Origin of the sequence: Fundidesulfovibrio terrae, assembly GCF_022808915.1 — a bacterium.
GTDB classification, from domain to species: domain Bacteria; phylum Desulfobacterota; class Desulfovibrionia; order Desulfovibrionales; family Desulfovibrionaceae; genus Fundidesulfovibrio; species Fundidesulfovibrio terrae.
The window spans coordinates 327,931-349,478 of the sequence record NZ_JAKZFS010000003.1; the positions used below are offsets into that span (position 1 = coordinate 327,931).

General features: G+C 61.7%; 16 protein-coding genes. 10 read left to right on the forward strand and 6 right to left on the reverse strand.

Translation table 11 applies throughout. The features are described from left to right. The first annotated feature begins 389 nt into the window (after positions 1 to 389). Positions 390 to 860, forward strand: coding sequence for an Lrp/AsnC family transcriptional regulator (locus tag ML540_RS12285; protein WP_243361473.1), 471 nt, complete (start codon positions 390 to 392; stop codon positions 858 to 860). A gap of 1 nt (position 861) precedes the next feature. Continuing rightward, positions 862 to 3,876, forward strand: a complete 3,015-nt coding sequence (gene pruA, locus ML540_RS12290; protein WP_423747892.1) for an L-glutamate gamma-semialdehyde dehydrogenase — start codon at positions 862 to 864, stop codon at positions 3,874 to 3,876. A 205-nt stretch (positions 3,877 to 4,081) separates the two neighbouring features. Here the strand turns inward: pruA and ML540_RS12295 are convergent, their stop codons facing one another. From ML540_RS12295 to ML540_RS12305, 3 genes are all read right to left on the reverse strand, one after another. Next, positions 4,082 to 4,528 carry a hypothetical protein gene (locus ML540_RS12295; protein ID WP_243361474.1) on the reverse strand — a complete coding sequence of 149 codons (447 nt, stop codon included), beginning with the start codon at positions 4,526 to 4,528 and terminating at the stop codon, positions 4,082 to 4,084. A 545-nt stretch (positions 4,529 to 5,073) separates the two neighbouring features. After that, entirely contained in the window at positions 5,074 to 5,844 is a 771-nt protein-coding gene (gene modA, locus ML540_RS12300; protein WP_243361477.1) for a molybdate ABC transporter substrate-binding protein, read from the reverse strand. A gap of 85 nt (positions 5,845 to 5,929) precedes the next feature. After that, the gene (locus ML540_RS12305; protein ID WP_243361478.1) at positions 5,930 to 6,208 is read right to left on the reverse strand and encodes a hypothetical protein; all 279 of its coding nucleotides are present in this window, start codon (positions 6,206 to 6,208) and stop codon (positions 5,930 to 5,932) included. Between the two features lie 158 nt (positions 6,209 to 6,366). Here ML540_RS12305 and ML540_RS12310 point away from each other — a divergent pair, with 158 nt between their 5' ends. Continuing rightward, a complete protein-coding gene (locus ML540_RS12310; RefSeq protein ID WP_243361480.1) occupies positions 6,367 to 7,548 on the forward strand; it encodes a TOBE domain-containing protein in 1,182 nt (393 codons plus the stop codon). Between the two features lie 249 nt (positions 7,549 to 7,797). After that, positions 7,798 to 8,640: a response regulator gene (locus ML540_RS12315; protein WP_341482657.1), complete on the forward strand. Its 843-nt coding sequence runs from the start codon at positions 7,798 to 7,800 to the stop codon at positions 8,638 to 8,640. An 85-nt stretch (positions 8,641 to 8,725) separates the two neighbouring features. Here ML540_RS12315 and ML540_RS12320 read toward each other — a convergent pair whose 3' ends face one another. Next, positions 8,726 to 9,778: a patatin-like phospholipase family protein gene (locus ML540_RS12320; protein ID WP_243361485.1), complete on the reverse strand. Its 1,053-nt coding sequence runs from the start codon at positions 9,776 to 9,778 to the stop codon at positions 8,726 to 8,728. A gap of 694 nt (positions 9,779 to 10,472) precedes the next feature. Here ML540_RS12320 and ML540_RS12325 point away from each other — a divergent pair. From ML540_RS12325 to ML540_RS12345, 5 genes are all read left to right on the forward strand, one after another. Further along, complete coding sequence (locus ML540_RS12325) at positions 10,473 to 11,039, forward strand: hypothetical protein (protein WP_243361487.1); 567 nt, start codon at positions 10,473 to 10,475, stop codon at positions 11,037 to 11,039. A 168-nt stretch (positions 11,040 to 11,207) separates the two neighbouring features. Further along, positions 11,208 to 11,696, forward strand: a complete 489-nt coding sequence (locus ML540_RS17835; protein ID WP_279343427.1) for a PilZ domain-containing protein — start codon at positions 11,208 to 11,210, stop codon at positions 11,694 to 11,696. A 253-nt stretch (positions 11,697 to 11,949) separates the two neighbouring features. Further along, positions 11,950 to 13,320: a sigma-54 interaction domain-containing protein gene (locus ML540_RS12335; protein WP_243361491.1), complete on the forward strand. Its 1,371-nt coding sequence runs from the start codon at positions 11,950 to 11,952 to the stop codon at positions 13,318 to 13,320. A 189-nt stretch (positions 13,321 to 13,509) separates the two neighbouring features. Beyond that, complete coding sequence (locus ML540_RS12340; protein ID WP_243361493.1) at positions 13,510 to 14,316, forward strand: N-acyl amino acid synthase FeeM domain-containing protein; 807 nt, start codon at positions 13,510 to 13,512, stop codon at positions 14,314 to 14,316. 3 nt (positions 14,317 to 14,319) lie between these two features. Beyond that, complete coding sequence (locus ML540_RS12345) at positions 14,320 to 16,344, forward strand: ThiF family adenylyltransferase (protein WP_243361495.1); 2,025 nt, start codon at positions 14,320 to 14,322, stop codon at positions 16,342 to 16,344. A 164-nt stretch (positions 16,345 to 16,508) separates the two neighbouring features. Here the strand turns inward: ML540_RS12345 and ML540_RS12350 are convergent, their stop codons facing one another. Further along, on the reverse strand, positions 16,509 to 17,273 hold the full coding sequence (locus tag ML540_RS12350; protein ID WP_243361497.1) for a PEP-CTERM sorting domain-containing protein: 765 nt from the start codon (positions 17,271 to 17,273) through the stop codon (positions 16,509 to 16,511). 191 nt (positions 17,274 to 17,464) lie between these two features. Continuing rightward, positions 17,465 to 18,490, reverse strand: a complete 1,026-nt coding sequence (locus tag ML540_RS12355) for an SDR family oxidoreductase (protein ID WP_243361499.1) — start codon at positions 18,488 to 18,490, stop codon at positions 17,465 to 17,467. 551 nt (positions 18,491 to 19,041) lie between these two features. Here ML540_RS12355 and ML540_RS12360 point away from each other — a divergent pair. Beyond that, complete coding sequence (locus ML540_RS12360; RefSeq protein ID WP_243361500.1) at positions 19,042 to 21,531, forward strand: tetratricopeptide repeat protein; 2,490 nt, start codon at positions 19,042 to 19,044, stop codon at positions 21,529 to 21,531. Positions 21,532 to 21,548: the final 17 nt, after the last annotated feature.

A 21,548-nucleotide genomic window follows, 5' to 3' on the forward strand; every position in this document is an offset into this window, starting at 1 on the left:
TGACGAGGAGTACAAGACGGCCGGGACCAAGAGCTAAAACCCATCCGCTGTCCAAGCCTCCGGCGGGTCACCCCCCCCATCCACCCTCACCGGAGGCTCCTCACGTTGACCCCGGGCGGCCCATCCGCCCGGGGTTCTTTTTTAAGATGCCTCCGACGGCCAAAGGGACCAATCCCTTTGGAATCCCCAAATAGCTTCGCGGGCGCAACCAGCATGCCGGTTACGCCCGCGAGCTTATTAGAGGGTCCAGGGGGATGATCCCCCTGGCGGGTGCAGGGCAGAGCCCTGCCGGGGGCCGGGGCGGAGCCCCGCTCTTTCCTTTCCCCTACTCACCGCCTTGACAAATCTCCCCGTTTCGAATTTTATCCCAAAAACAGCGAGTAAACAGAATGATCGACGAAATAGACACTCAAATTTTGACGATTCTTCAGTCAAACGCCCGCACATCCAACGCGGACATCGCCCGCGACGTGGGCATGGCCCCATCCGCCGTGCTGGAGCGCGTGCGCAAGCTGGAACGCCGGGGGGTCATCACCGGCTACGAGGCGCGTCTGAACCCCGAGGCCATCGGCCTTGGCCTTACCGCCTTCACGTTCGTCAAGACCGAGGAACCCGTCGGTGCCACCGACACCGGCGAGGCTCTTTCGGCCATCCCGGGCGTCATGGAGGTGCACTACGCGGCCGGGTCGGCGGCGTACCTCATCAAGGTCCGCGTGTCCGGCCCCAAGGCCCTGGCCGACCTGCTCAAGGAGATCGGCCGCCTGCCCACCGTGCGCGACACCAACTCCACGGTGGTGCTCCAGACGGTGAAGGAAACAGGAATCATGCCCATATCCCGCAACACCGCTGAGGAGGCGTAGCATGTCGGACATGAACATCGAGCAGGCCATCAACGCGCGCGGCAAGGCGTTCTTCGCAAGCATCCGCGGCGAGGCCCCGTCCATCTTCAACAAGGGTTTCTGGACCGGCAAGGTCATGGACTGGGCCATGCAGAACGAGGACTTCAAGGTCCAGCTGTTCCGCTTCGTGGACGTGCTGCCCTACCTGAGTTCGGCCGACGCGCTGCAGCGCCATATCGAGGAGTACTTCACCGGCGGCCAGGCCGGGGACATCCCCCCCGTGCTCAAATGGGGCGCGGAGAAATCGGGCATCCTGGGCGGCCTCGCGGCCAAGGTCATGGGCAAGGCCATCCGCTCCAACATCGAGGGCATGGCCCGGCAGTTCATCGTGGGCGAGACCACCAAGGAGGCCGTGAAGAACCTGGTGAAGATCCGCAAGGACGGCTTCGCCTTCACCGTGGACCTCTTGGGCGAGGCCACCGTCTCCGAGGAGGAGGCACAAGCCTACCGCGACGGCTACCTGGAGGTGCTGGAGGCCATCGCCCGCGAGCAGGGCTCGTGGAAACCCTTGGGTGGCGCGGGCGGCGACCTGGATTGGGGATACGCCCCCAAGGTGAACGTCTCCATCAAGCCTTCGGCCCTCTATTCCCAGTCCAAGCCTGTGGACTTCGAGGGCACGGTCGAAGGCATCCTGGAGAAGATGCGCCCCATCTACCGGGCGGTGAAGGCCATGGGCGGCGCGCTGTGCATCGACATGGAGCAGCTCAAGTATAAGGACGCCACCATCGAGCTGTTCAAGCGCCTGCGCCAGGATCCGGAGTTCGCAAGCTATCCGCACCTGTCCATCGTGTTCCAGTGTTACTTGAAGGAAACCGAGCGCGACATCGAGGAGATCATCGGATGGTCCAAGGCGCGCAACCTGCCCATGGGCATCCGGCTGGTGAAGGGCGCGTACTGGGACTACGAAACCGTGGTCTGCAAGCAGATGGGCTGGCCCATCCCTGTGTGGACCCGCAAGCCCGAGTCGGACATGGCCTTCGAGCGCTGCGCGAAGCTCATCCTTGAGAACCACGAGATGATCTACTTCCAGTGCGCCTCGCACAACATCCGCACCATCAGCTTCGTGATGGAGAAGGCCAAGGCGTTGGGCGTTCCCGAGGCGCGCTACGAGTTCCAGGCGCTCTACGGAATGGCCGAGCCGGTGCGCAAGGGCCTGCTCAAGGTGGCCGGGCGGGTGCGCCTGTACTGCCCCTACGGCGAGCTCCTGCCCGGCATGGCCTATCTGGTGCGCAGGCTTCTGGAGAACACGGCCAACGAATCCTTCCTGCGCTTGTCCTTCGCTGAAGGCGAGGCCGAGGACCGGCTGCTGGAGAACCCCGAAGAAACCCTGGAGCGCGAAAAGGCCCAGGCCAGGAAGCCCAGGGAAACGGAAGCCGGTCCTGAGGGGCTTTCGCCCTTCGCCAACTTCCCCCTGGCCGACTTCACCGAGAAGGCCCTGCGCGAGGCCTTCCCTGCCGCCATCGCGGACGTGCGCCGCGCGGCCGGGGGCATCTGCCCGCTGGTTATCGGCGGCAAGGACGTGACCACGGCGGACCTCATCGACTCGGTGAATCCCGCCAACCCCGCCGAGGTGCTGGGCCGGGTCTGCCAGGCGGGCGTCACCGAAACCGGCGCGGCCGTGGCGGCTGCCAAGGCTGCCTTCCCGGCCTGGCGCGACGTAAGCCCCAAGGACCGCGCCGCCGTCATGATGCGCGCAGCCGCCCTCATGCGCGAGAGGGCCGTTGCGCTCTCCGCCATGCAGGTGCTGGAGGTGGGCAAGCAGTGGGACCAGGCCTATAACGACGTGGCCGAGGCCATCGACTTCCTGGAATACTACGCGCGCGAGGCCGTGCGCATGGGCGCTCCCAGGCGCATGGGGCGCGAGCCGGGCGAGAAGAACCACCTGTTCTATGAACCCAAGGGCCTGTGCGCCGTCATCGCGCCCTGGAACTTCCCCCTGGCCATCTCCTGCGGCATGTCCGCCGCGGCCATCGTCACCGGCAACTGTGTGGTCTACAAGCCTTCAGGCCTGTCGTCGCTGGTTGGGCGTGGCCTTGCGGACATCTTCAAGGAGGCCGGGCTGCCGGACGGCGTGTTCAACTTCTGCCCCGGGCGTGGCTCGGTCATGGGCGACTACCTGGTGGAACACCCGGACGTAAGCTGCGTGGCCTTCACCGGTTCCATGGAAGTGGGCCTTCGCATCATGGAGAAGGCCGCCAAGGTTCAGCCCGGACAGGTCAACTGCAAGCGGGTCATCGCCGAGATGGGCGGAAAGAACGCCATCATCGTGGACGACGACGCCGACCTGGACGAGGCCGTGCTGGCCGTGGCCTACTCGGCCTTCGGCTTCCAGGGCCAGAAGTGCTCGGCCTGCTCGCGGGTGATCGTACTGGAGGAGAACTACGGCCGTTTCCTGGAGCGGCTGGTCAAGGCCTGCGAGTCCATGAAGATCGGTCCCGCCGAGGACCCGCGCTATTCCATGGGGCCCGTGGTGGACCCCGGGCAGCAGGCCAAGGTGAAGGAGTTCACCGAGATCGCCCGCAAGGAAGGCCGCATCGTGGTGGAGCGCCTGGCCGAAGGCCCCGGCTACTACGCCCCCATGGTGGTGGTCGAGGGCATTCGCCCCGAGCACCGCATCGCCCAGGAGGAGGTCTTCGGGCCAATCCTGGCAGTGATGAAGGCCAAACACTTCGACGAGGCCCTGGCCATGGCCAACGACTCGCGCTTCGCCCTGACCGGCGGCGTGTTCTCGAGAAGCCCGAAAAATCTGGAGAAGGCCAGGCGCGAGTTCCGCGTGGGCAACCTGTACCTGAACCGCAACATCACCGGCGCACTGGTGCACCGCCAGCCCTTCGGCGGGGCCAGGATGTCCGGCGTGGGCTCCAAGGCGGGCGGGCCTGACTACCTGCTCCAGTTCGTGGACCCGCGCGTGGTGAGCGAGAATACGCTCAGGCGGGGATTCACGCCCATCGAGGATGATGACGAGTGGGTCGACTAGGACCGGTACTGCCGGGCCTGAAAATTAGGAGCCCCTTCCGGACTTGACCGGAGGGGTTCACGGCGGCCCTGGGGCCGGACTGCACGTCCGGCCCCAGCCTGCGCCTCCCGCGACACCGGAACCATGGTAATGGGCTCCCGGCATGCAGGCCTTGTTCATGCGGGGCCCCAGAGCCGGGATTGCCCGCGGATTTAGTGGCCTCTTCCTACTGGTTCATGTTCTGCCCGGAGGGCTGGCTTCCGGTCTGGCTGCCGGAGCCGCTGTCCATGCCGGAACCCTGCTTGGTTCCTGACTTGCCCGAGCCTTTCTGCTTGCCCTCGATCTTCTTGCTCTTGGTTCCCTTGGCCCCCTTCTTAGTGCGGGTCTGCTTGCTGTCCGGCATGGTGCCCGTTTCTTTCTTGTAAGCGGGGGCCTGCTTTTTGTCCGGCATGACGTTGGTCCCGCTGTAGGCGCCCTCCTGGCTGGTGGTGTCGCTCTTGCCGGATTTGCCCGAGATGCCGCCCTGGCTGCCCGGGCCGCCCTCATTCATGCCTGACCCGTGGGTGGTCCCGGGTTGGGCCAGAGCGCGAGATCCTGCCGGGGTCATGGTCATGAGGCAGGTTGAAAGCAAGAACGCCGACACGGCCAAGACAACGAAGATCGTACGCTTCATAACATCCTCACGTGTTTGCTTGTTTTCTTGCGCTGCTCTCCAGCGCCGGAGATCGCCCCGCGCACGCCTGCCAAAGGACAGCCACTGCAATGACTCGTCAGCCGGTTCACCACAACAACCAGAGTCATCCCAGCCAGCCGTTCTCCACTCTGATGACAACAGGAGACATCATCGCCCCCCATAAACGCACGCCAGCATCTACGCAACACCATTTTCACAAGAGATGCACCTCTCCGGAAATATATCCTGATCCAGTTACCAATGCGCACTGACGCGAAAACTATTTCCGGTAAAATAGCTTCCGTTCAAACAATATAAATCAATTGTATGAAAATTCGCAGCGAAGCCGAAGAGGCAGAAGCCCGCCCTTCCCGGTTCGCCATATTTCCTTGCGCGCAGACCGGCATGACGTGGCCCGACGACATGCTTCTTTTCAGCACATACGGGAAACATCCCTACGAAAAGGGGGAAGTCCCGCCCCGGAGCGGGCGAGAGGAGGGACGGGGAGGACGCAGGCCGCCCTCCCCGACTTCAGGAAAAGCAGGCTACGGCTTCTTGAAGCCGTACTTGGCCAGCACGGCCTGGCCTTCGGCGGAAAGGACGAAAGCCGTGAACTTGGCGGCCATGTCCTTGTTGGCCGAGGCAGCCACCACGGCGATGGGATAGGTGATGGGGGCGTGCCCGCCCATGGTGGCGGCCACGGAGACCTTGTCCTTGGCGATCATGGCGTCGGTCATGTACACGAACCCGGCCTGCACCTCGCCCCGGCTCACGTAGTCGAGCACTTGGCGCACGCTCTCGCCCTGCACGAACTTGGGCTTGAGCGTCTCGTACAGGCCGTCCTTGGTCAGGCTGTCACGGGTGTAGCGCCCCACGGGGACGGAATCGGGATTGCCCACCGCGATGCGCGCCACCGGAGCCCCGGTCAGATCCTTGACCTGCTTGAGCCCGAGTTTCGAGTCGGAGGGAGTGATCATCACCAGGGAGTTGGCCACAAAATCCTTGCGCGTGCCCTCGGCCATGAGCTTCTTGGATGCGGCCTGGTCCATGGTTTCCTGGTCGGCGGAAGCGAAGACGTCAACGGGCGCCCCTGCCTCGATCTGCTTGAGCAGAGGGCCGGAGGCGGCGAAATTGAAGAGAACGTTCACGCCGGGATTGGCCTTCTCGAACAAGGGCTTGAGCTCCTGGAAGGCGTTGGTCAGGCTGGCCGCGGCGGACACGGTAAGGTCTGCGGCCCGAAGCGGCGCGGCCGCGCCCACGAGCACGAAGGCCAGCAGGACGAGACCCGCCAGGCGTTTGAGAACTCCGGAATGCATGGGACCTCCTGGGGATATGGCCCGGATTGTCGGCGTCGGGCCTGGGTTGCACGCCGCCTGCCAGGGCAGGCGGCGCGTTTCGGATTCAGCAGGCCTTCATGATCCTGCAGACCACAAGATGCGACACGCCCGCGAGAACGACCAGCAGGATGGCCCAATGATGCTGCAAGGACATGGGAAGTCCGATCCCGGCCATGGCCAGCGGCAAAGCCTGGCCGAAAAACTGCCCCATGCCCATGCGGCCCATCTTCAGGCCGTGGCAACCGGCCTGGATTGAGGATTCGCCGGGAAGAGCCCCCCCGAGGAATACTTCCACCACGAAGAGCAGGGCGAAGCAGCAAACGAGTATGAGTACAAGTTCCATAAGCACCTCCCGGATTGAATCCTTGTCCGGAGATGCCCTCATACCCGCCGCCGCGGGCCGGGCCAACCGCGACACGCCTTCACCTGCTTTCGTGACTTTGAGACAAGCCTTCGTTTTGATGTTATATTTCCGGGGCATCACAGCAAGGAGAGAGCCGCATGATCCGAGACAATCTCGTGGCATTCCTGAATTCGCTCGGCAGCGAGGACCTGAAATTCATCCTGGAAAAGGTGGGGGACGAGCGTCCGGAAACGGCCCGCCCCTGCGGCGGCCTTGGCCCTTCCTCGGGAAAACGGCGCGGGTCCAAGGCCCCCTGCCCGGCCAAGACCTTCGAGGTGCCCGCCGACGTCAAGCACCTGGACCAGATGCAGCTGCACGCGATCACCGAGAGTTTCCGGACATGGTTCACCTCCACCAAGAGCCTGCCCCACAAGCGGGCCCGAGGCCGCATCTGGCTTCTGTACCTGCTCATCCGCTACGGCGCGATCAAGCTCGGGGAGGCCCTGGCAGTGGACGACCGTGAGGATTTCGAATTCGCCAAATCCGCCGTGCTAGTCCGGGGAGAGCACGCGCGCGAGGTCAGCCTGCCCAAGGAGGTCTTCAAGGAGATCCGACGCCTGCTCGAAGACCCCATGAACGCCTCCCTGCGCGGCGAGATATTCAAGCTGGACCAAGGCTTCGTGCGCCGCAAATTCTACGAGCGCGCAGACGCCTGCGGCATCCCCAGGGAGCTCATCAATCCGCGGGTCATCCGCCATTCCCGGGCCATCGAGCTCCTGCGCGAGGGCATGCCGCTGGCCGTGGTGCAATCCATCCTGGGCCACCAGAACGTGAGCCTCACCGCGCAGTACATGAACTTCACCGAACAGGACATCTCGCGCATCGTCAACTATTACATCCTCAAGGAGACCGAGATGAAGACCAGCGCCCGCAATTCGTTCACCGGCAAGGTCACGGCCATCCGCACCGGCAACATCCTGGCCGAGGTGGAGGTGACCACCCCGAGCGGCCTGAAGATCATCTCGGTCATCACCCACGACAGCATGGCCAGTCTGGGCATCAAGGCTGGCCTTCTGGTCACGGCCACGGTGAAGGCTCCCTGGGTCATCCTGGTCAAGGAGGACATGAAGCTTAAGACCAGCGCCCGCAACAAGTTCTGCGGCAAGATCGTGAAGGTGAACACGGGCGAGATTTCCGCCGAGGTGGTGGTCGAGCTGCCCGACGGAACCAAGGTCTGCTCGCTGGTGACGGATGAATCCGTCAAGCAGCTCGACCTCAAGGTCGGCGACGAGATCTGCGCGCTCATCAAGGCGTTCTCGGTGATCCTCAACGTGGAATAGCCCCGTCCCCCTCCCGCACGGGGCTCCTCTCGCGAGCGCCCTGCGCGGGATGCTCCCCCCTCGCGCCTCCTGGCGTAACCCACCCGGTGTCTGCGGCATCTCATTCCATGACGAGCTGGCGCTCCGCCCTTCTGTTGCACGACTTATGCATGGGTTTTAGGTTCCGGCAATTATTGCTTGCACTGGAAATGGATCACACATAAGCCCTCGAAAAGGTAGGGGGGTCGTATACTTCGCGAGGCAGAACCTGTGGATGCATACTCGAACAAAATCCTCCTGATTGATGACGATCAGGTGTTCCGCGATTCCGTCGTTTGCTTCCTGGAAGACATGGGATACACCGTAATCCCCGCAGACAACGGCCTGACAGGCTTGCAACTGCTCAAGAAAAATCCGGATATCGATCTTGCGCTCGTGGATTTGTCCATGCCGGTCATGGATGGGTTCGCATTCATCGCAAATACGAGAGACATTTTTCCGGACATCCCCATCGTCGTCATCTCCGGGGTGGGCATCCTGGAGAAAGCCATCGAGGCCATCAGGCTCGGAGCATGGGATTTCGTCAACAAACCCATCGAGAGCCAAGAGCTGCTGCACATCATCATCGAGCGAAACATCGAAAGATACGTCGCGATCAAGGCAAAAAAGGAATACAAGGTCTTCCTGGAGAATCTGGCCAAGATGCGCTCCGAGCAGCTGGACAAAGTCATGGCCAATCAGAAATCCGCGGGCGACGCGCCGGCCGGCGCGCAGGGCCTCCACGCGAAGGCGTTCCGGAGCTCCATCATTCCGGCCCTGATCATTCAGGGCGACGGACAGATGGTGATCGACGCCAACGACGCCTTCTCCAGCCTGTCGGGGATAGACAGGGACGAAATGCTCGGCAGGCCCTGCCGGGCCGCCGGGATCGATGTGCTGGCCAACTCCGGCGGGACCGCCATGACGGACATCCTCGTCAGCGCCGGCGAGGTCGAGGCCATGTGCCTCATGCGCGGCGGGAAACCTTTCCCGGCTACGCTCAGGGCCACGCCCCTCGACGCGGCCGGACAAATCCATATGCTCTCCTTCGATATCCGCGGGCAGATCGGGTAGCGTCTCTTTTCCAGGGCCATGCGCTGACATGGAGCTTGCGCCGAATGGCAGGCGGGGCCGCGTTCCGGCCGGAGGGGGGAAGCGCTCAGCCCTGGGAGGGCTCCGAGGCGTCGATCCTGTTCAGGGGCCTGCTGTCACGGCTCCTGAACCACGCGATGTATTGGCGGGTGGCTTGTTCTCCCGACTTGATAAGCCTCTCGAGAACGTCTTCCGAAAGATTGAAGTCCGTGGCCCGGACCCCGTGCGCCTCGATGAAAATCGTGCGCTGCCAGTCGGGGAGGTTCAGGAAATTGCTGGTGGTCACATCCGTCATGAGCCCCAGCATGGCCTTCAGGTAGCTCGGAAACGACTCGATGTCTCCGTGCCGCCCTCCCAGGTTCTCCGTTCTGCTCTTCACAGTCGAGCGCGTTTCCACCATGAGGCCGAGGGTTTCCTTGTTGTAGAAGCGCACCTTGTTCTTTTCCGCGGGGTGGTCGAGCACGGCGTACAGCCCGGCGTCGTCCTTGCGGGACAACCAGCTGCTGTCGTCGTAGAAATTGATCGGGTAGTTCCAGGTCAGGCCGCCGTCCACGCAGAGTTCTCCCGACCGCAGGCGCGTGGCGCTGAACAGGAAGGGGATGCTTATCGACGCCCTGATTGCCTCGGCCACCAGCGCGTCAGGCGTGTTGGCGGGGCTGAACACGTGGGGGCACTGGTGGGTCACGTTGGTGGCGATGATGGCTAGGTCCTTGAAGCGCTCCGGATTTTCCCGCGCCAGCTGTCCCAGTTTCGCGAAGGTCAGGTTATGGACGCCGGACAGCTCCTCGAAATGCCGCTTCAGCCAGATCGACAGCCGCTTGCCCCGGAACCAGCCGAAGTCGCGGATCAGCCGGGTAAAATCCCGCACCGGCCAGGCGGAACCGTCCAGCATGCCGCTCAAAAGCTCGCGCGACATTTCGGAGCGCAGCTGCCCGGCCTTGCCGCCCAATGCCACATGGGCCGCCACCACCGCGCCGGAGGACGTACCGCACAGGCGGCGCACCCCGTCGGTGACCCCCTCCTCCTCCAACACCGAGAGTGCGCCCAGGTAGGCGAGCCCCTTGACCCCTCCTCCCTTGAAGACGAGGTTCCTAAATTGCGACATGGCCTGTTGTTTCATTACCGCGTCCTCATGGCCCCGTTGGTCAAGGCCGTGCGTGCCGGTGGTACGCCCTCGCGGCGCAGGCCCCTACGATGGAGATTGGCGGAGGCCGCGACGCCACCGGCGACGCAAAAGCCTAGCAAATTGTCCGCCACCTCCGGAGAGCCCCGCCGGTCCGCTCGACCGGGAGCGCCCCAGTCTTCCAGTCGCCGATATTAATCCGGCCAGCGCCATGCCCATGTACATCCGGCCATGCTTCCAGTCATGCTTAGGCGTACATAAAAATTTCGTCATCCAAAGTGGTTGGGATTTGCTCTGTCATCCTGCAGCTTGTAAATTTTTCCGACAAATAATGAAAAATTTTACACTTGTTCCGTCCGCGAACTCTCTTTGGTCCAATAAAGAATCTCCCCCCTGGACGAACATATATCTCTTTTGATATTCGATTCATACCTGAGCGACCAATACAACGAAAGGCGAGGCAATGATCCAGGAATGGCTTTGGTCCGTAACGGCGACAGCTTCCCGTACCGCCAGACAGCTCGGCTATGTACGTGATTTCGCCCGCTACAAAGCCAGGTGGAAACGAAACAAAGAGGCGTGGCAACCGCACCTTGATCGCAGCAGGAGCTTCATCCTTCACGCGGCCGACAATACGCCCAAAAAAGACCTGGCCGTCATCGCCGGATCGGGACTCTGCCTTGATGTCCCTTTGAAGAAACTGGCCAGTACGTTCCGCAACGTCCTGCTCATCGACCTAGTCCATCCCCGGGAAGCGGTGCTTATGGCCCGTGAACTGAGCAACATACGATTGCTGGAGCACGATCTCACCGGAGCCCTGGCCGGTCTCCAGCGCTCTCTCGATACGGGAGCGCCGCTCGCTGTCCCCTCCCAGCCTCCCGATTTCCTTGACGATCTCCAACCGGACCTCACTGTTTCCGCCAATACCCTCTCCACGCTGCCGCTTATCCCCATGGAACGGCTCTGGCTCACGGGACGCTACACCGACAGCGACCTGGAGGATTACGCCAGGCGGCTGGTCGAGGTCCATCTGGCCTGGCTGCGAGCGTTGCCAGGTCTGCGCTGCCTGCTCACCGACCTCAGCTGGATCAGCGCGGGCAGGAATGAAACCCGCGCCGCCAATCCCCTTCACGGCACTCCGCTTCCCCCGCCCGAGCGTTACTGGAACTGGATGGCCGCCCCCAAGCCCGAAGCCCACCCGGACCGTGACGTGGTGCACACGGTGGGGGGAATCCTGCTTGAATCCGACGGCCATTAGGCCGCCCGCACACCCGCTTCGGCCATGGCCAAAGGTTCCGTAGTTCGGAACGGGCGCCGTTCAACTCTTTGGCATGCTCCTTGAATAAGCATGTCAATGTTACACGTTGCCCACAAACTCCCTCCTCAACTTACCATGCAGCGAGACACGAAACACTGTCCCAGTAAAATGACGATTTGTTTTGACATCAATTCCGACTTGGCATTCCGCCTCCGGCAGATTTCAAGGCGGGACAACACATCCGAAGAATCGCTTATAAACCAGCTTATACAGGAATACATCAACAGCAACGACATCAAGAATCCGCAAATTTCAGACAAAGAATTCAGGCAGTATCAACGTGTAGACGTCTCAATCCCCGCTATAATCGAAATAAACATGTCCGACAACGAAACACAATACAAGCCCGTAACGATAATAAACATCTCAGCAGGTGGAGCACGCATTCGAGTTGACGGTAAGGCATCAAGAATAATGGACAACTTCAGAAAACAGACACCGTTCACCATGACTTTCTGTGTCGCATCGCTTTCGCAGATAGTCCAGATACTATGCAAGCCGATATATTCTACAATTAGCACTGTGATTGAGATCGGAACATCATTCCAGAACATACCGTTATCCCTGAGAGAGACCCTGCAGCAACAGTTCAGATGAAGCCGCCCCCCTCTGCCACGAAGAGCAAAAAACCCGACCGGAATTTCGGGTTTCTAGCATTGACCAGATCATTGCTCTGTCTTTATTACAATAATCATAGAAGCATCAGAAAACCGTGTCGAACCGGCTCGACACCCTGAAAACAGTTGATTCCTGTTCCTCATGCCTCAAACGGGACTTGAAAATGGCCAACGTTGTCGTGTTTGAAAAAGAACCGGACATCTTCCGAGAAATATTGAGTTTATCTCGGGGGTTGCCGCATTCCATTTCCCGGATCGGGAACTTCAACGAGATCATCGAGGACAGCCACGCGGTAAAGACTGACCTCCTGGTGCTCCACAAGACCGGGAACACGCAGCTCTCCAGGCTGCTGCCGCGCATCACGAGCCTGCACTCCCCGCCCAAGGTGCTGGTCATCGTGGACAAGCCCGACATCGTGGAGCTTGAATTCGCCTTGCGCGAGGGCGTGCTGGACTACATCCAGCGCGACAACGCCATCGAGCACCTCCAGGGATTTCTCGGCAGGCTCGACACCGTGCTCTCCGAGGAGGAACTCTCCTGGTCCGAGGTCGGCGAGCGCTTCAACATCCACGGCTCCTGCCCGCAGATCCGCAAATGCCTGAAGACCGTGGCCAAGGCCAGCCAGAGCGATGTCTCCGTGCTGATCCACGGCGACACCGGCACGGGCAAGGAACTCTTCGCGCGCGCCATTCACGGCCTGAGCAGGCGCAAGAACGAAAACCTCATCGTGGTCGATTGCGCCTCCCTGCCCGCCAACCTGGTGGAATCGATCCTCTTCGGCTACTCCAAGGGAGCGTTCACCGGCGCCTCGGCCAAGACCGAAGGCTTGGTGGCGCGCGCCCACAATGGCACCCTGTTCCTGGACGAGGTTTCCGAACTCCCCATGGAGTTGCAGAAGAAGTTCCTGCGGGTGCTCCAGGAGAGGCGCTTCCGCCCGGTGGGAGCGAAACGGGAAGTTGAGAGCGATTTCCGCCTCGTGGCCGCCACCAACAAGGATCTCGGCCAGATGGTCAAGGAGGGCCTGTTCCGCGACGACCTGCTCTACCGGCTGCAGTCGCTCAAGCTCAATCTTCCCGCCCTGTCCGAGCGTCGCGAGGACCTGTCCATCCTGGCCAACCACCTGCTCCAGAAATCCTGCGAGAAAAACAGGATTGACTCCAAGACGTTCTCCAACGAGTTCCTCGAGATACTGAGTCGCCACGACTGGCCCGGCAACGTCCGCGAACTCGAAAACGTCATCGACTCCGTGGTGGCCGTCTCCCACAACTACCCCATCATCTATCCCGAGCAGTTGCCGTTCTACATCCGGGTGAAGGCGGCGAAACGCTCCATGGGCAGCGAGCAGCCCCGTCCGGCCGCCGCCACCGACCAGGCATCCGCCGAAGCGCCCCAGACCTGGACGGCGCGAACCCCCATGCCCTCGTACAAGACCTTCCGCAACGAGGCCCTCGACACGATCGAAAAACAGTATTTTCGCGAACTCCACCGGGCCAGCCAGGGAGACGTGGCCAAGGCCATGTCCATGGCCAATTTGTCCCGCGCCCGGCTCTACGAATTCTACAAGAAATACAAGCTTACCAGGGGCAACAACAGGGACGACTGACCGGACGTGTCCTCATGGCATGCTTTTGGCTAGGCTTTTAACTCACCACAGATAATGGGTGAAGTGATGCCTCAAGCCACAACCATACATTCCATGTCGCCACCACCACCTCCTCCGCCCCCCGCCCCCGACGGGACCGAACGGCGGAGAACCATCCGCATTCGGCGTTCAGCTCTGCTTGACGCCAAGATGGAACTGCTGGACAGACCGAGCATCAAGATCGCCGAGACACTCGACGAGTACGCCCAGGCGTTCAAGGTGCTTCACGACGTCTACCTCGCCTCCGGGTATCTCCGGCAAAGCCACCCTTCGGGCATGCATTACAGCGTGCACCATCTCCTGCCGAAGACCTGCGTCTTCGTCTTCAAGACCTATCTGACCGTGCTCTCCACCATGAGCTTCATTCCGGACACGCCCAGGTTCGGCCTGCCCATGGACTCGCTGTACCGGCAGGAGCTGGACGGCCTGCGCAACGCCGGACGCAAGGTGGTGGAGCTGGGTTCCCTGGCCACCACGCGGCACCGCTGCTGGCAGAACCTCATGGTCTTCCTATCCAAGGCCGTTTTCCAATACGCCCTGGCCACCGGCACGGACGATCTGTGCATCATGGTGAACCCCAAGCACGTGCGCTTCTACGAATCCATCTTCCTCTTCCAGCCGTTCGGGGAGGAGCGCCACTACGAAACGGTGGGCGCCCCGGCCGTGGCCATGCGCGTGGACATGCACAGCATCGAACCGGACCTGCGCAACGCCTACCAGGGGTCGGACTTCGACACCGATCTCCACAGCTTTTTCGTGAAGATCAACTCCCACGTCATCGACGGCGAGATGGACATCGCCAGCGCGGAGAAAAACATGCCCCTCGAGTCCGAAATCGCCCGCCACCTCATCCTGAACCGCCCGGATCTGCTGGATAAAGTCACGGACGAGCAGCGGACCTATCTCGAACGCATCTACCACAAGGCGCTGTACGCCGGGCAGCGTTACCCGGCCTGATCCATGCCCCAGGACACCCCCCCGTTCGACCACGATTCGCCCAGCCTCGAAGCGCGGCGGTTCGCCGACCTGGCCTTTGCCCGAAACCTGGGAATCCTCACTCCCGGGGAGCAGGAGGCGTTGCGCCGCGCCCGCATCGCCATCCCCGGACTCGGCGGAGTCGGCGGAATGCATTGCGCCGCGCTGGCGCGCCTGGGGGTCGGGGCTTTCAACCTGGCCGATCCGGACTCCTTCGAGGCGGTCAACTTCAACCGCCAGTTCGGGGCCACCATGCGCCACCTGGGCCACCCCAAGCTTGCGGCCATGATCGAGGAAGCCAGGCAGATCAATCCTCACCTGGACATCAGGAGCTTCCCCCAGGGCGTCACCCCCGCGAACCTGGACGAATTCCTCGACGGGGTCTCCGTGGTGGTGGACGGGCTCGACTTCTTCGCCTTCGACGTGCGGCGCGCGCTCTTCAACAGGGCGCGCGAGCGGGGGATTCCCGTGGTGACGGCCGCCCCCCTGGGCTTTACGTCCTCCGTGCTGGTCTTCACCCCCCAGTCGATGTCCTTCGACGACTATTTCGACATCCGCGAGGGGTTGAGCGAGCGCGAACGCCTGCTCCGCTTTGCGGTGGGCCTGGCCCCGGGCGGCCTGCACCTGGGCCAGATCGACGCCTCCCGCGTGAGCCTGGACGCCGGGCGCGGGCCGTCGCTCGTCACGGCCTGCCTGCTGTGCGCCGCCCTGGCCGCCACCGAGGCGGTCCGGCTGGTCCTCGGGCGTCCGGGAGGCGCGGTCGTGCCGCATTCGCTCCAGTTCGACCCCCTCAGCGGACGCTGCCGCCGCCCCCGCCCCCGCAAGGGAAACGCGTCCCTGTCGCAGCGCGCCAAGCTCTGGTTCGTGCGCAACGTGATCCTGGACCGGGAGCCTCCCCATCTGCGGCCGGTGCCGCCCGAACCGGCCCCGGCCGGGGACACGGCGGCCATCCCCCGTGAGCACCTGCTCTGGCTGGCCCAGGCCGCGGCTCAGGCCCCGTCCGGTGACAACTGCCAGCCATGGCGGTTCGGGATCGAATCCGGGCGCCTGCAGGTGCACCTGAACCCGCAGGAAGACCAGAGCTTCTTCAATTTCCGCCAGATGGCCTCCCTTGTCGCCTGCGGAGCGGCCGTGCAGAACGTGCTGACCGCCGCACCGGGAATCGGCTGGGCTGCCCGGGAATCCCTCCTGCCCGACGCTGGACGGGAGGATCTCCTCGCGGACATAGACTTCTCGCGGGTCCCCGCCGCCCCCGACCCCCTGGCCGACTCGGTCTGGCTGCGCTGCACCAACCGCAGGCCCTGCGCTGCGCGCCGGGAAGTGGACCCGTTCAGCCAGGAGAGCCTGCGGGAAGCGGCCGCCCCGGCCCACCTGTTCTTCGTGCAGCACCAGAGGCCCATGCGCGGGCTGGCCCGCCTGGTCTACCTCGCGGACCGCATCCGCGTGGAACGCCGCGACCTGCATGAGCATTTCATGGGCATGACCCGCTTCGACCCGCCCGACGGAGGCGACTCGCCCGACGGCCTTCCGCTCAAGAACCTCTATGCCGGGGCCGCCGGTGAATCGTTCCTGCGGCTCACCCGCCCCTGGAACCACATGCGCGCGGCCAACGTGCTGGGGATCGGGCGGCTGGTTGCGCTGCACTCCAAGCAGAGCATCGCCAAAAGCCCCCTGGCCGGCCTTGTGTGCGTGGAATCAACCGCGCGTGAGGACATCGTCAGGGGCGGAATGGCCCTGGAGCGGGTGTGGCTCACGGCAACCCGCCTGGGGCTGGCCATCCAGCCCATGACGGCCATCACCCTCTTCTGGCTGCGCTGGAAGCTGGACGGACCGGACGCATTCTCACGCCAGCACCAAGGCCTGCTCAAGCAGGTGTGGCCGGACTTCGAAGCCTGCTTCCCGGGGCTTGGCGAGAAATACTGGCCCATGCTGCTCTTCCGGGCCGGATACGCCAGGCCCGTGGGCTACGGCACGCCGAGAAGGGCGGTGGACGCCGCGCTCATCCGCTAAAGGCCTGAAGCCAACTGCCGGCGTCCCTGATGACGCCAGCCCCCTTTCCAACGCCCGCAAACCGGCCAGCATAGCTGGCCGGTTTTTCATTGCGAGCTTACAATAAGAAAATCCGGGGGAGACTGGCTCCCCCGGATTCTTAAGCTGCGCGGGCTTTGCGCGGATTAGCTGTTCTTCTTGCTGCGGCGGCGGGCGGCGAACATGCCCAGCAGGCCGGAGCCCATGATCAGCATGGTGGTGGGCTCGGGGGTGGCGGTGACCTTCAATTCGCCATCAATGTCGCCCTTGCTGATGAACACCGGGTTGGTGCCGCTTATGCCGGCATCAAGGAAGCTCAGGTGACCGGTCGTCAGGGCGATCACTGGGAAGCTGAAGGTAGAGACATCCTTACCGCTCAGGAAGATGACGCCGGGGAGAATGTCCGCCAGAGGGGAGGTGATCGTGTACGTGCCGGTGCTCACGTTGCCCAACACGTTGTCGTTCAGGTTACCACCATTGGGCGGCTGCAGAACCTTAGCGTCAGCGATCTTCACTGCCGGATTAACGTCGAGCGTGTTATCGTAAAAAAGGCTAAGATCGATAGAATCATACACATAAGGAACATCGCCAGGAGCAACACTGATGAGGTGCCCGGTTGCGGTGCCCACGATGGTGAGCACATCGCTGTTAGCGATGGTCAACTTGTTGTTGGTGGCGGTGTCCCGGTACTGCGTGGCCTGCATGGACAGGCTGGTAATCGTGAAAGGATCGCCAGCGCTCAGGACGTTGTCCGCTCCAAGGCTTTGAGTGATGTCAACCAAGCCGCCGAAGGTTAAGAGCCTTGCGTCGTAGGTTCCGCCGCCAAAGCTCGAGAAATCGTACACAATCGCATGAGCCTGAGTTGCGAAGAACACCATCAAGGCCGCCAAGATTATTCTCGTTGTTTTCATGATCAGCCCTCCTTTTCCCCCTCTAGAGCAACCCTCATGCCAACGCGTAACCATCCTAAATATAAGAAATTATCAACACAAAGAGGTATCCGGGATGAGTGATTGTAAAAATATTCCCCGTTGGTTGTTGACATTCTTTACAGGATTAAAACCGGTTCGAGAGAGGGCCATGGATGGAATGAACCTGGCCGTCACTCCGTTGCGGCGCGGCAATACCATCCGGCGGCCTTCTCCAACCCTTCACTGATCGATATCCCCGCCTCGAAGCCCAGAAACTCCTTGGCCAGGGTCACGTCCGCCAGGGAATGCCGCACGTCGCCAAGGCGCTCTTCCCTATGGATGGGGCGGGCTCCGGCGGCTTCGGGTTTGCGGCGTGCTACCAAGTCACGGATAAGCCCGAAGAGTTCATTCAGAGAGGTGCGCCGGCCGCAGGCGATGTTGTAGTACCTGCCCGGTGCTTCGGGATGCTTCGAGAACGCGGCCAGGATGTTGGCCCAGACTGCGTTTTCAACGTAACAGAAGTCGCGGGAGGTCTCACCGTCGCCGTTGATGTAGACGGTCTCCCCCGACAGGAGCGCCGAAAACCACTTGGGTATCACCGCCGCATAGGCTCCTTCGGGATCCTGCCGGGGCCCGAAGATGTTGAAATAGCGCAACCCCACGGTCTGCATGCCATAGCAGCCGCCGAACACATCGGAATACAGCTCGTTGGCTCGCTTGGTGACGGCGTAAGGGGAAAGCTGCCTGCCGATCCGGTCCTCGTGCTTGGGCAGCTCGGGATGGTCGCCGTAAACGGAACTGGAGGAGGCGTAGACGAACCGCTCAACTCCGGCGGCCTTGGCGGCTTCGAGCATGTTCACGAAGCCCCCGATGTTGACCGTGTTGGCGGTGATGGGGTCCTCGATGGACCGAGGCACGCTGCCGAGCGCCGCCTGGTGCAGCACGTAGCGCACGCCGGAGCAACATTCGCGGCAACCGTCGATGTCCGTTATGTCGGCTTCCACAAACCGGAAGCGTTCCCAGGCGTCCTGCCCCACGTCTTCGCGCACCGACTCCAGATTCTCCCGGTACCCGGTTGCGAAGTTGTCCATCCCCGTGACGTGTTGCCCCAGTTCGAGCAGCTTTCCCACAAGATTGGAGCCAATGAAACCTGCCGCGCCTGTCACCAACCACCGTTGCGGGGTTTGTCTCAATTCGTTTGTGGCTTGCTGGAACACAAAACTCCTCCTTGTTCAAATTCAAAGAAGTCTTCCCAGCAAGAACCATACTTGTATGGGAAATAGGGATTCCAGACACCCAGGAATCCAATTTTCCCAGACAAAATCATACCCTACCTGTTACCCTACCTTCTTTAGGATAAATATCACGCTCAGCATCATATGGGCATAATCTCACATAGCTGCCGGGTAGGATTCCGAGTATTTCTATTCGGATTAATTCTAAACTTAATTCAACAATAACAATGCAATATTCATAAAAGCCTAGGAGTCCATATTTTTTGGACAATCCAACAAAATTGGACTTTTTCCATTTACCCTCAAGAGAAAACCACCCACACAATAGACATAACTTACTATAATATAACAGATAATTTACAACAAACTTTCTTGGCATGATCTTGGCTTATCCCTTCTGCCTCTCTTTGATGGGGCATATGGCCGCATACAGAATCTTTTCAAAGGGATCGCTAATGAGCCTGAGAACAATCCTTAGTTTGATGCTCCTCGCCTGCATCGTGATTTCGTGCGGTCCTCGCTCACGCGACGAGATGATGCTTCAGGGCAAGAACCTGACTGAACAAGGCAACTTCAAAGGTGCCATCGTCGTCTTCAAGAACCTTCTTGAAAAGTATCCCAACGATCTTGAAGCGTCCTTTGCCTTGACGGACGCGCTCATCCACGTGGGGAAGTACCAGCAGGCTGAAGCGCAGCTTGTCCAGATCGCCAAGCTGGCCCCCGGCAACGTCAGGATTGCCGTGCTGACCGCCAAGGCCGGTTTGCCGCAGAAGAAGTTGGATCAGGCGCTGGAGATTCTCAAGCCCGTCCTGGAGTCCCCTGATGCACCGGCCGAAGCGTGGGAGCAGGCGGGGCACGCGACCGCAATGAAAGGCGACCTGCCCCTGGCGCAACAATACTACGAAAAAGCGTTGGCCCTCTCCGGCGATCTGGTCAGCGCGCGGTTCGGCCTGGCCGAATGCCATCTCCTGCAACACCAGTACGACCAAGCGCAGCAGGACCTGCTTGCCCTGCTCAAGATCGACCCCAAGAACCAGACCGGCCTGCACATGCTGGCGCAGGTCCATATTCAGAACAACGACGTCGACGCCGCCATCGAGACGTACTCAAAGCTCGCGCAACTCTACCCTCAGGACATCAAGGCCCGCTACAGGGAAGCGTATTTCCGCCTCCTGAGCAAAAATGACATCCAGTTCGCCCAAAGCGTCGTCGACAGCTTCAACAAAGAAGACAGTTCCAAGAACACAGTGGAGAGGATGAAGCTCCAGGGTCTCGTCGCCCTGGCCAACAAGGACCCCAAAGGGGCCATTGATACGTTGCTCCAGACCCTGAAAATCCGCACCGAGATCGACACCCTTATCTATCTGGCCCAAGCCTATTCGAGCCTGGGCAATTTCGAGACCGCCATCACCCATCTCCAGACGGCACTGTCCATAAACTCCTCCATGGAGTTGCCCCGGCGCATGCTGGCCGCCATCTACCTGAAGCAGAACAGGCTGGACGAGGCCATCGCCGAAACCCAGAAACTGTTCGACAACGCCCCTGACGACACGGCCGGCCAACGCATCATGGCCGAAGCCCTGATCGGCAAGCACGAATACGGCAAGAGCCTGGAAATGTTCTCCCAGCTCGCCGAAAAAGACGGAAGCCCCGCCGTCCTGCTGAAGAGAGGGATGCTCCTGTCCATGAAGGGCGACGACGCGGCGGCCGAAGCCGATCTGCGCAAGGCCGTGGAACTGGGCGGCAACAGCCTGGAGCCCCGTATCTACCTGTCCTCGTTCCTGGCCGGGAAAAAACGCGTCAACGAGGCCATCACGGCCCTGGACACGGGAGCCACCGAGGGGCCCGAGGCGGCGCTGTCCTTCAACGCCAAGGCCAAGCTCTACCTCCGCCAGAACGACAGGGCGAAGGCGGTCGAACTGCTCGAGAGCGCCAAACGCGCGGATCCTTCGGTCCTGGTGACGTACTACAACCTGGCGGCCCTGCGCATAGCGGCCGGTGAGACGGCCAAGGCGGCGGCCGAATTCGAAGCGGCCCTGGCCATCAGCCCGGATGACCAGAGCGCGCTGGCCGGAGCCGCCGGATGCTTTGAGGCGTTGGGGGACATGGCCAAGACCCAGGCGCTTTTGGAGCGTGCCGCCAAGAACAAGAATCCGCGTGCGTCCCTGGCCCTGGCCGGGTTCTTCATCCGTCGCGACGACAAGGCCAAGGCTCTGGCCATCTTGGATGATTCCCTGGCCTCCTTCCCCAAGGAGGTTCAGACGTGGATGATGAAAAGCCGCCTGCATGCCCTCATGGGGGATCAGGAAAAAGCGCTGGCCGCCCTGGCCAGGCTCGAGACCATCAACCTGGGCCAGGGGTACATGGAAAAAGCGCGGTACTACCTGTCGCGCCAGAATCCGGACAAGGCCATCGAGACCGCCGCAAAATTCCGGGAAATGAATCCGCGCTCGGGAGACTATGCCCTGCCCCTCGCGGAAATCCAGGAGATCGCCGGACGCAGGGATGACGCCAGGGCCACGCTGCAGTCCGCCTTGCGCGATGATCCCAGCAATTACAAGGTTTTCGCCGCCATGGCGCGGATCGAGTCCGGGGCGGACAAGCCCGATGAAGCGCTCGCCCTGCTGGACAAGGCCATCGCCGCGGGCATGGACCCCTCGCAAGGCTACTCCGCGAAAGGCCAGATTCTCCAGCACAAGGGCGACATCAAGGGCGCCCAACAGCAATACGAAAAGGCCCTGCGTATCCAGAGCCGCCAGCCCATGACGCTCAACAACCTGGCGATGATCTACGCCGACAATGATGGCTCCGCCCCGGCCGCCCTCGAACTGGCCATCAGGGCCTACGCCATGGACTCGGGCAATCCCATGGTCCTGGACACCCTGGGTTATGCGCTCCTCAAGAACGACCGGACCAAGGAAGCCGTGGCCGCGCTCGAGCAGGCCCAGAAGATGCTTCCCGGCAATGCCGACATAACCAACCACCTGAACATGGCTCGCGAACTCGATAACACGAAGAAATGACGATTCCCCAGGCCCAG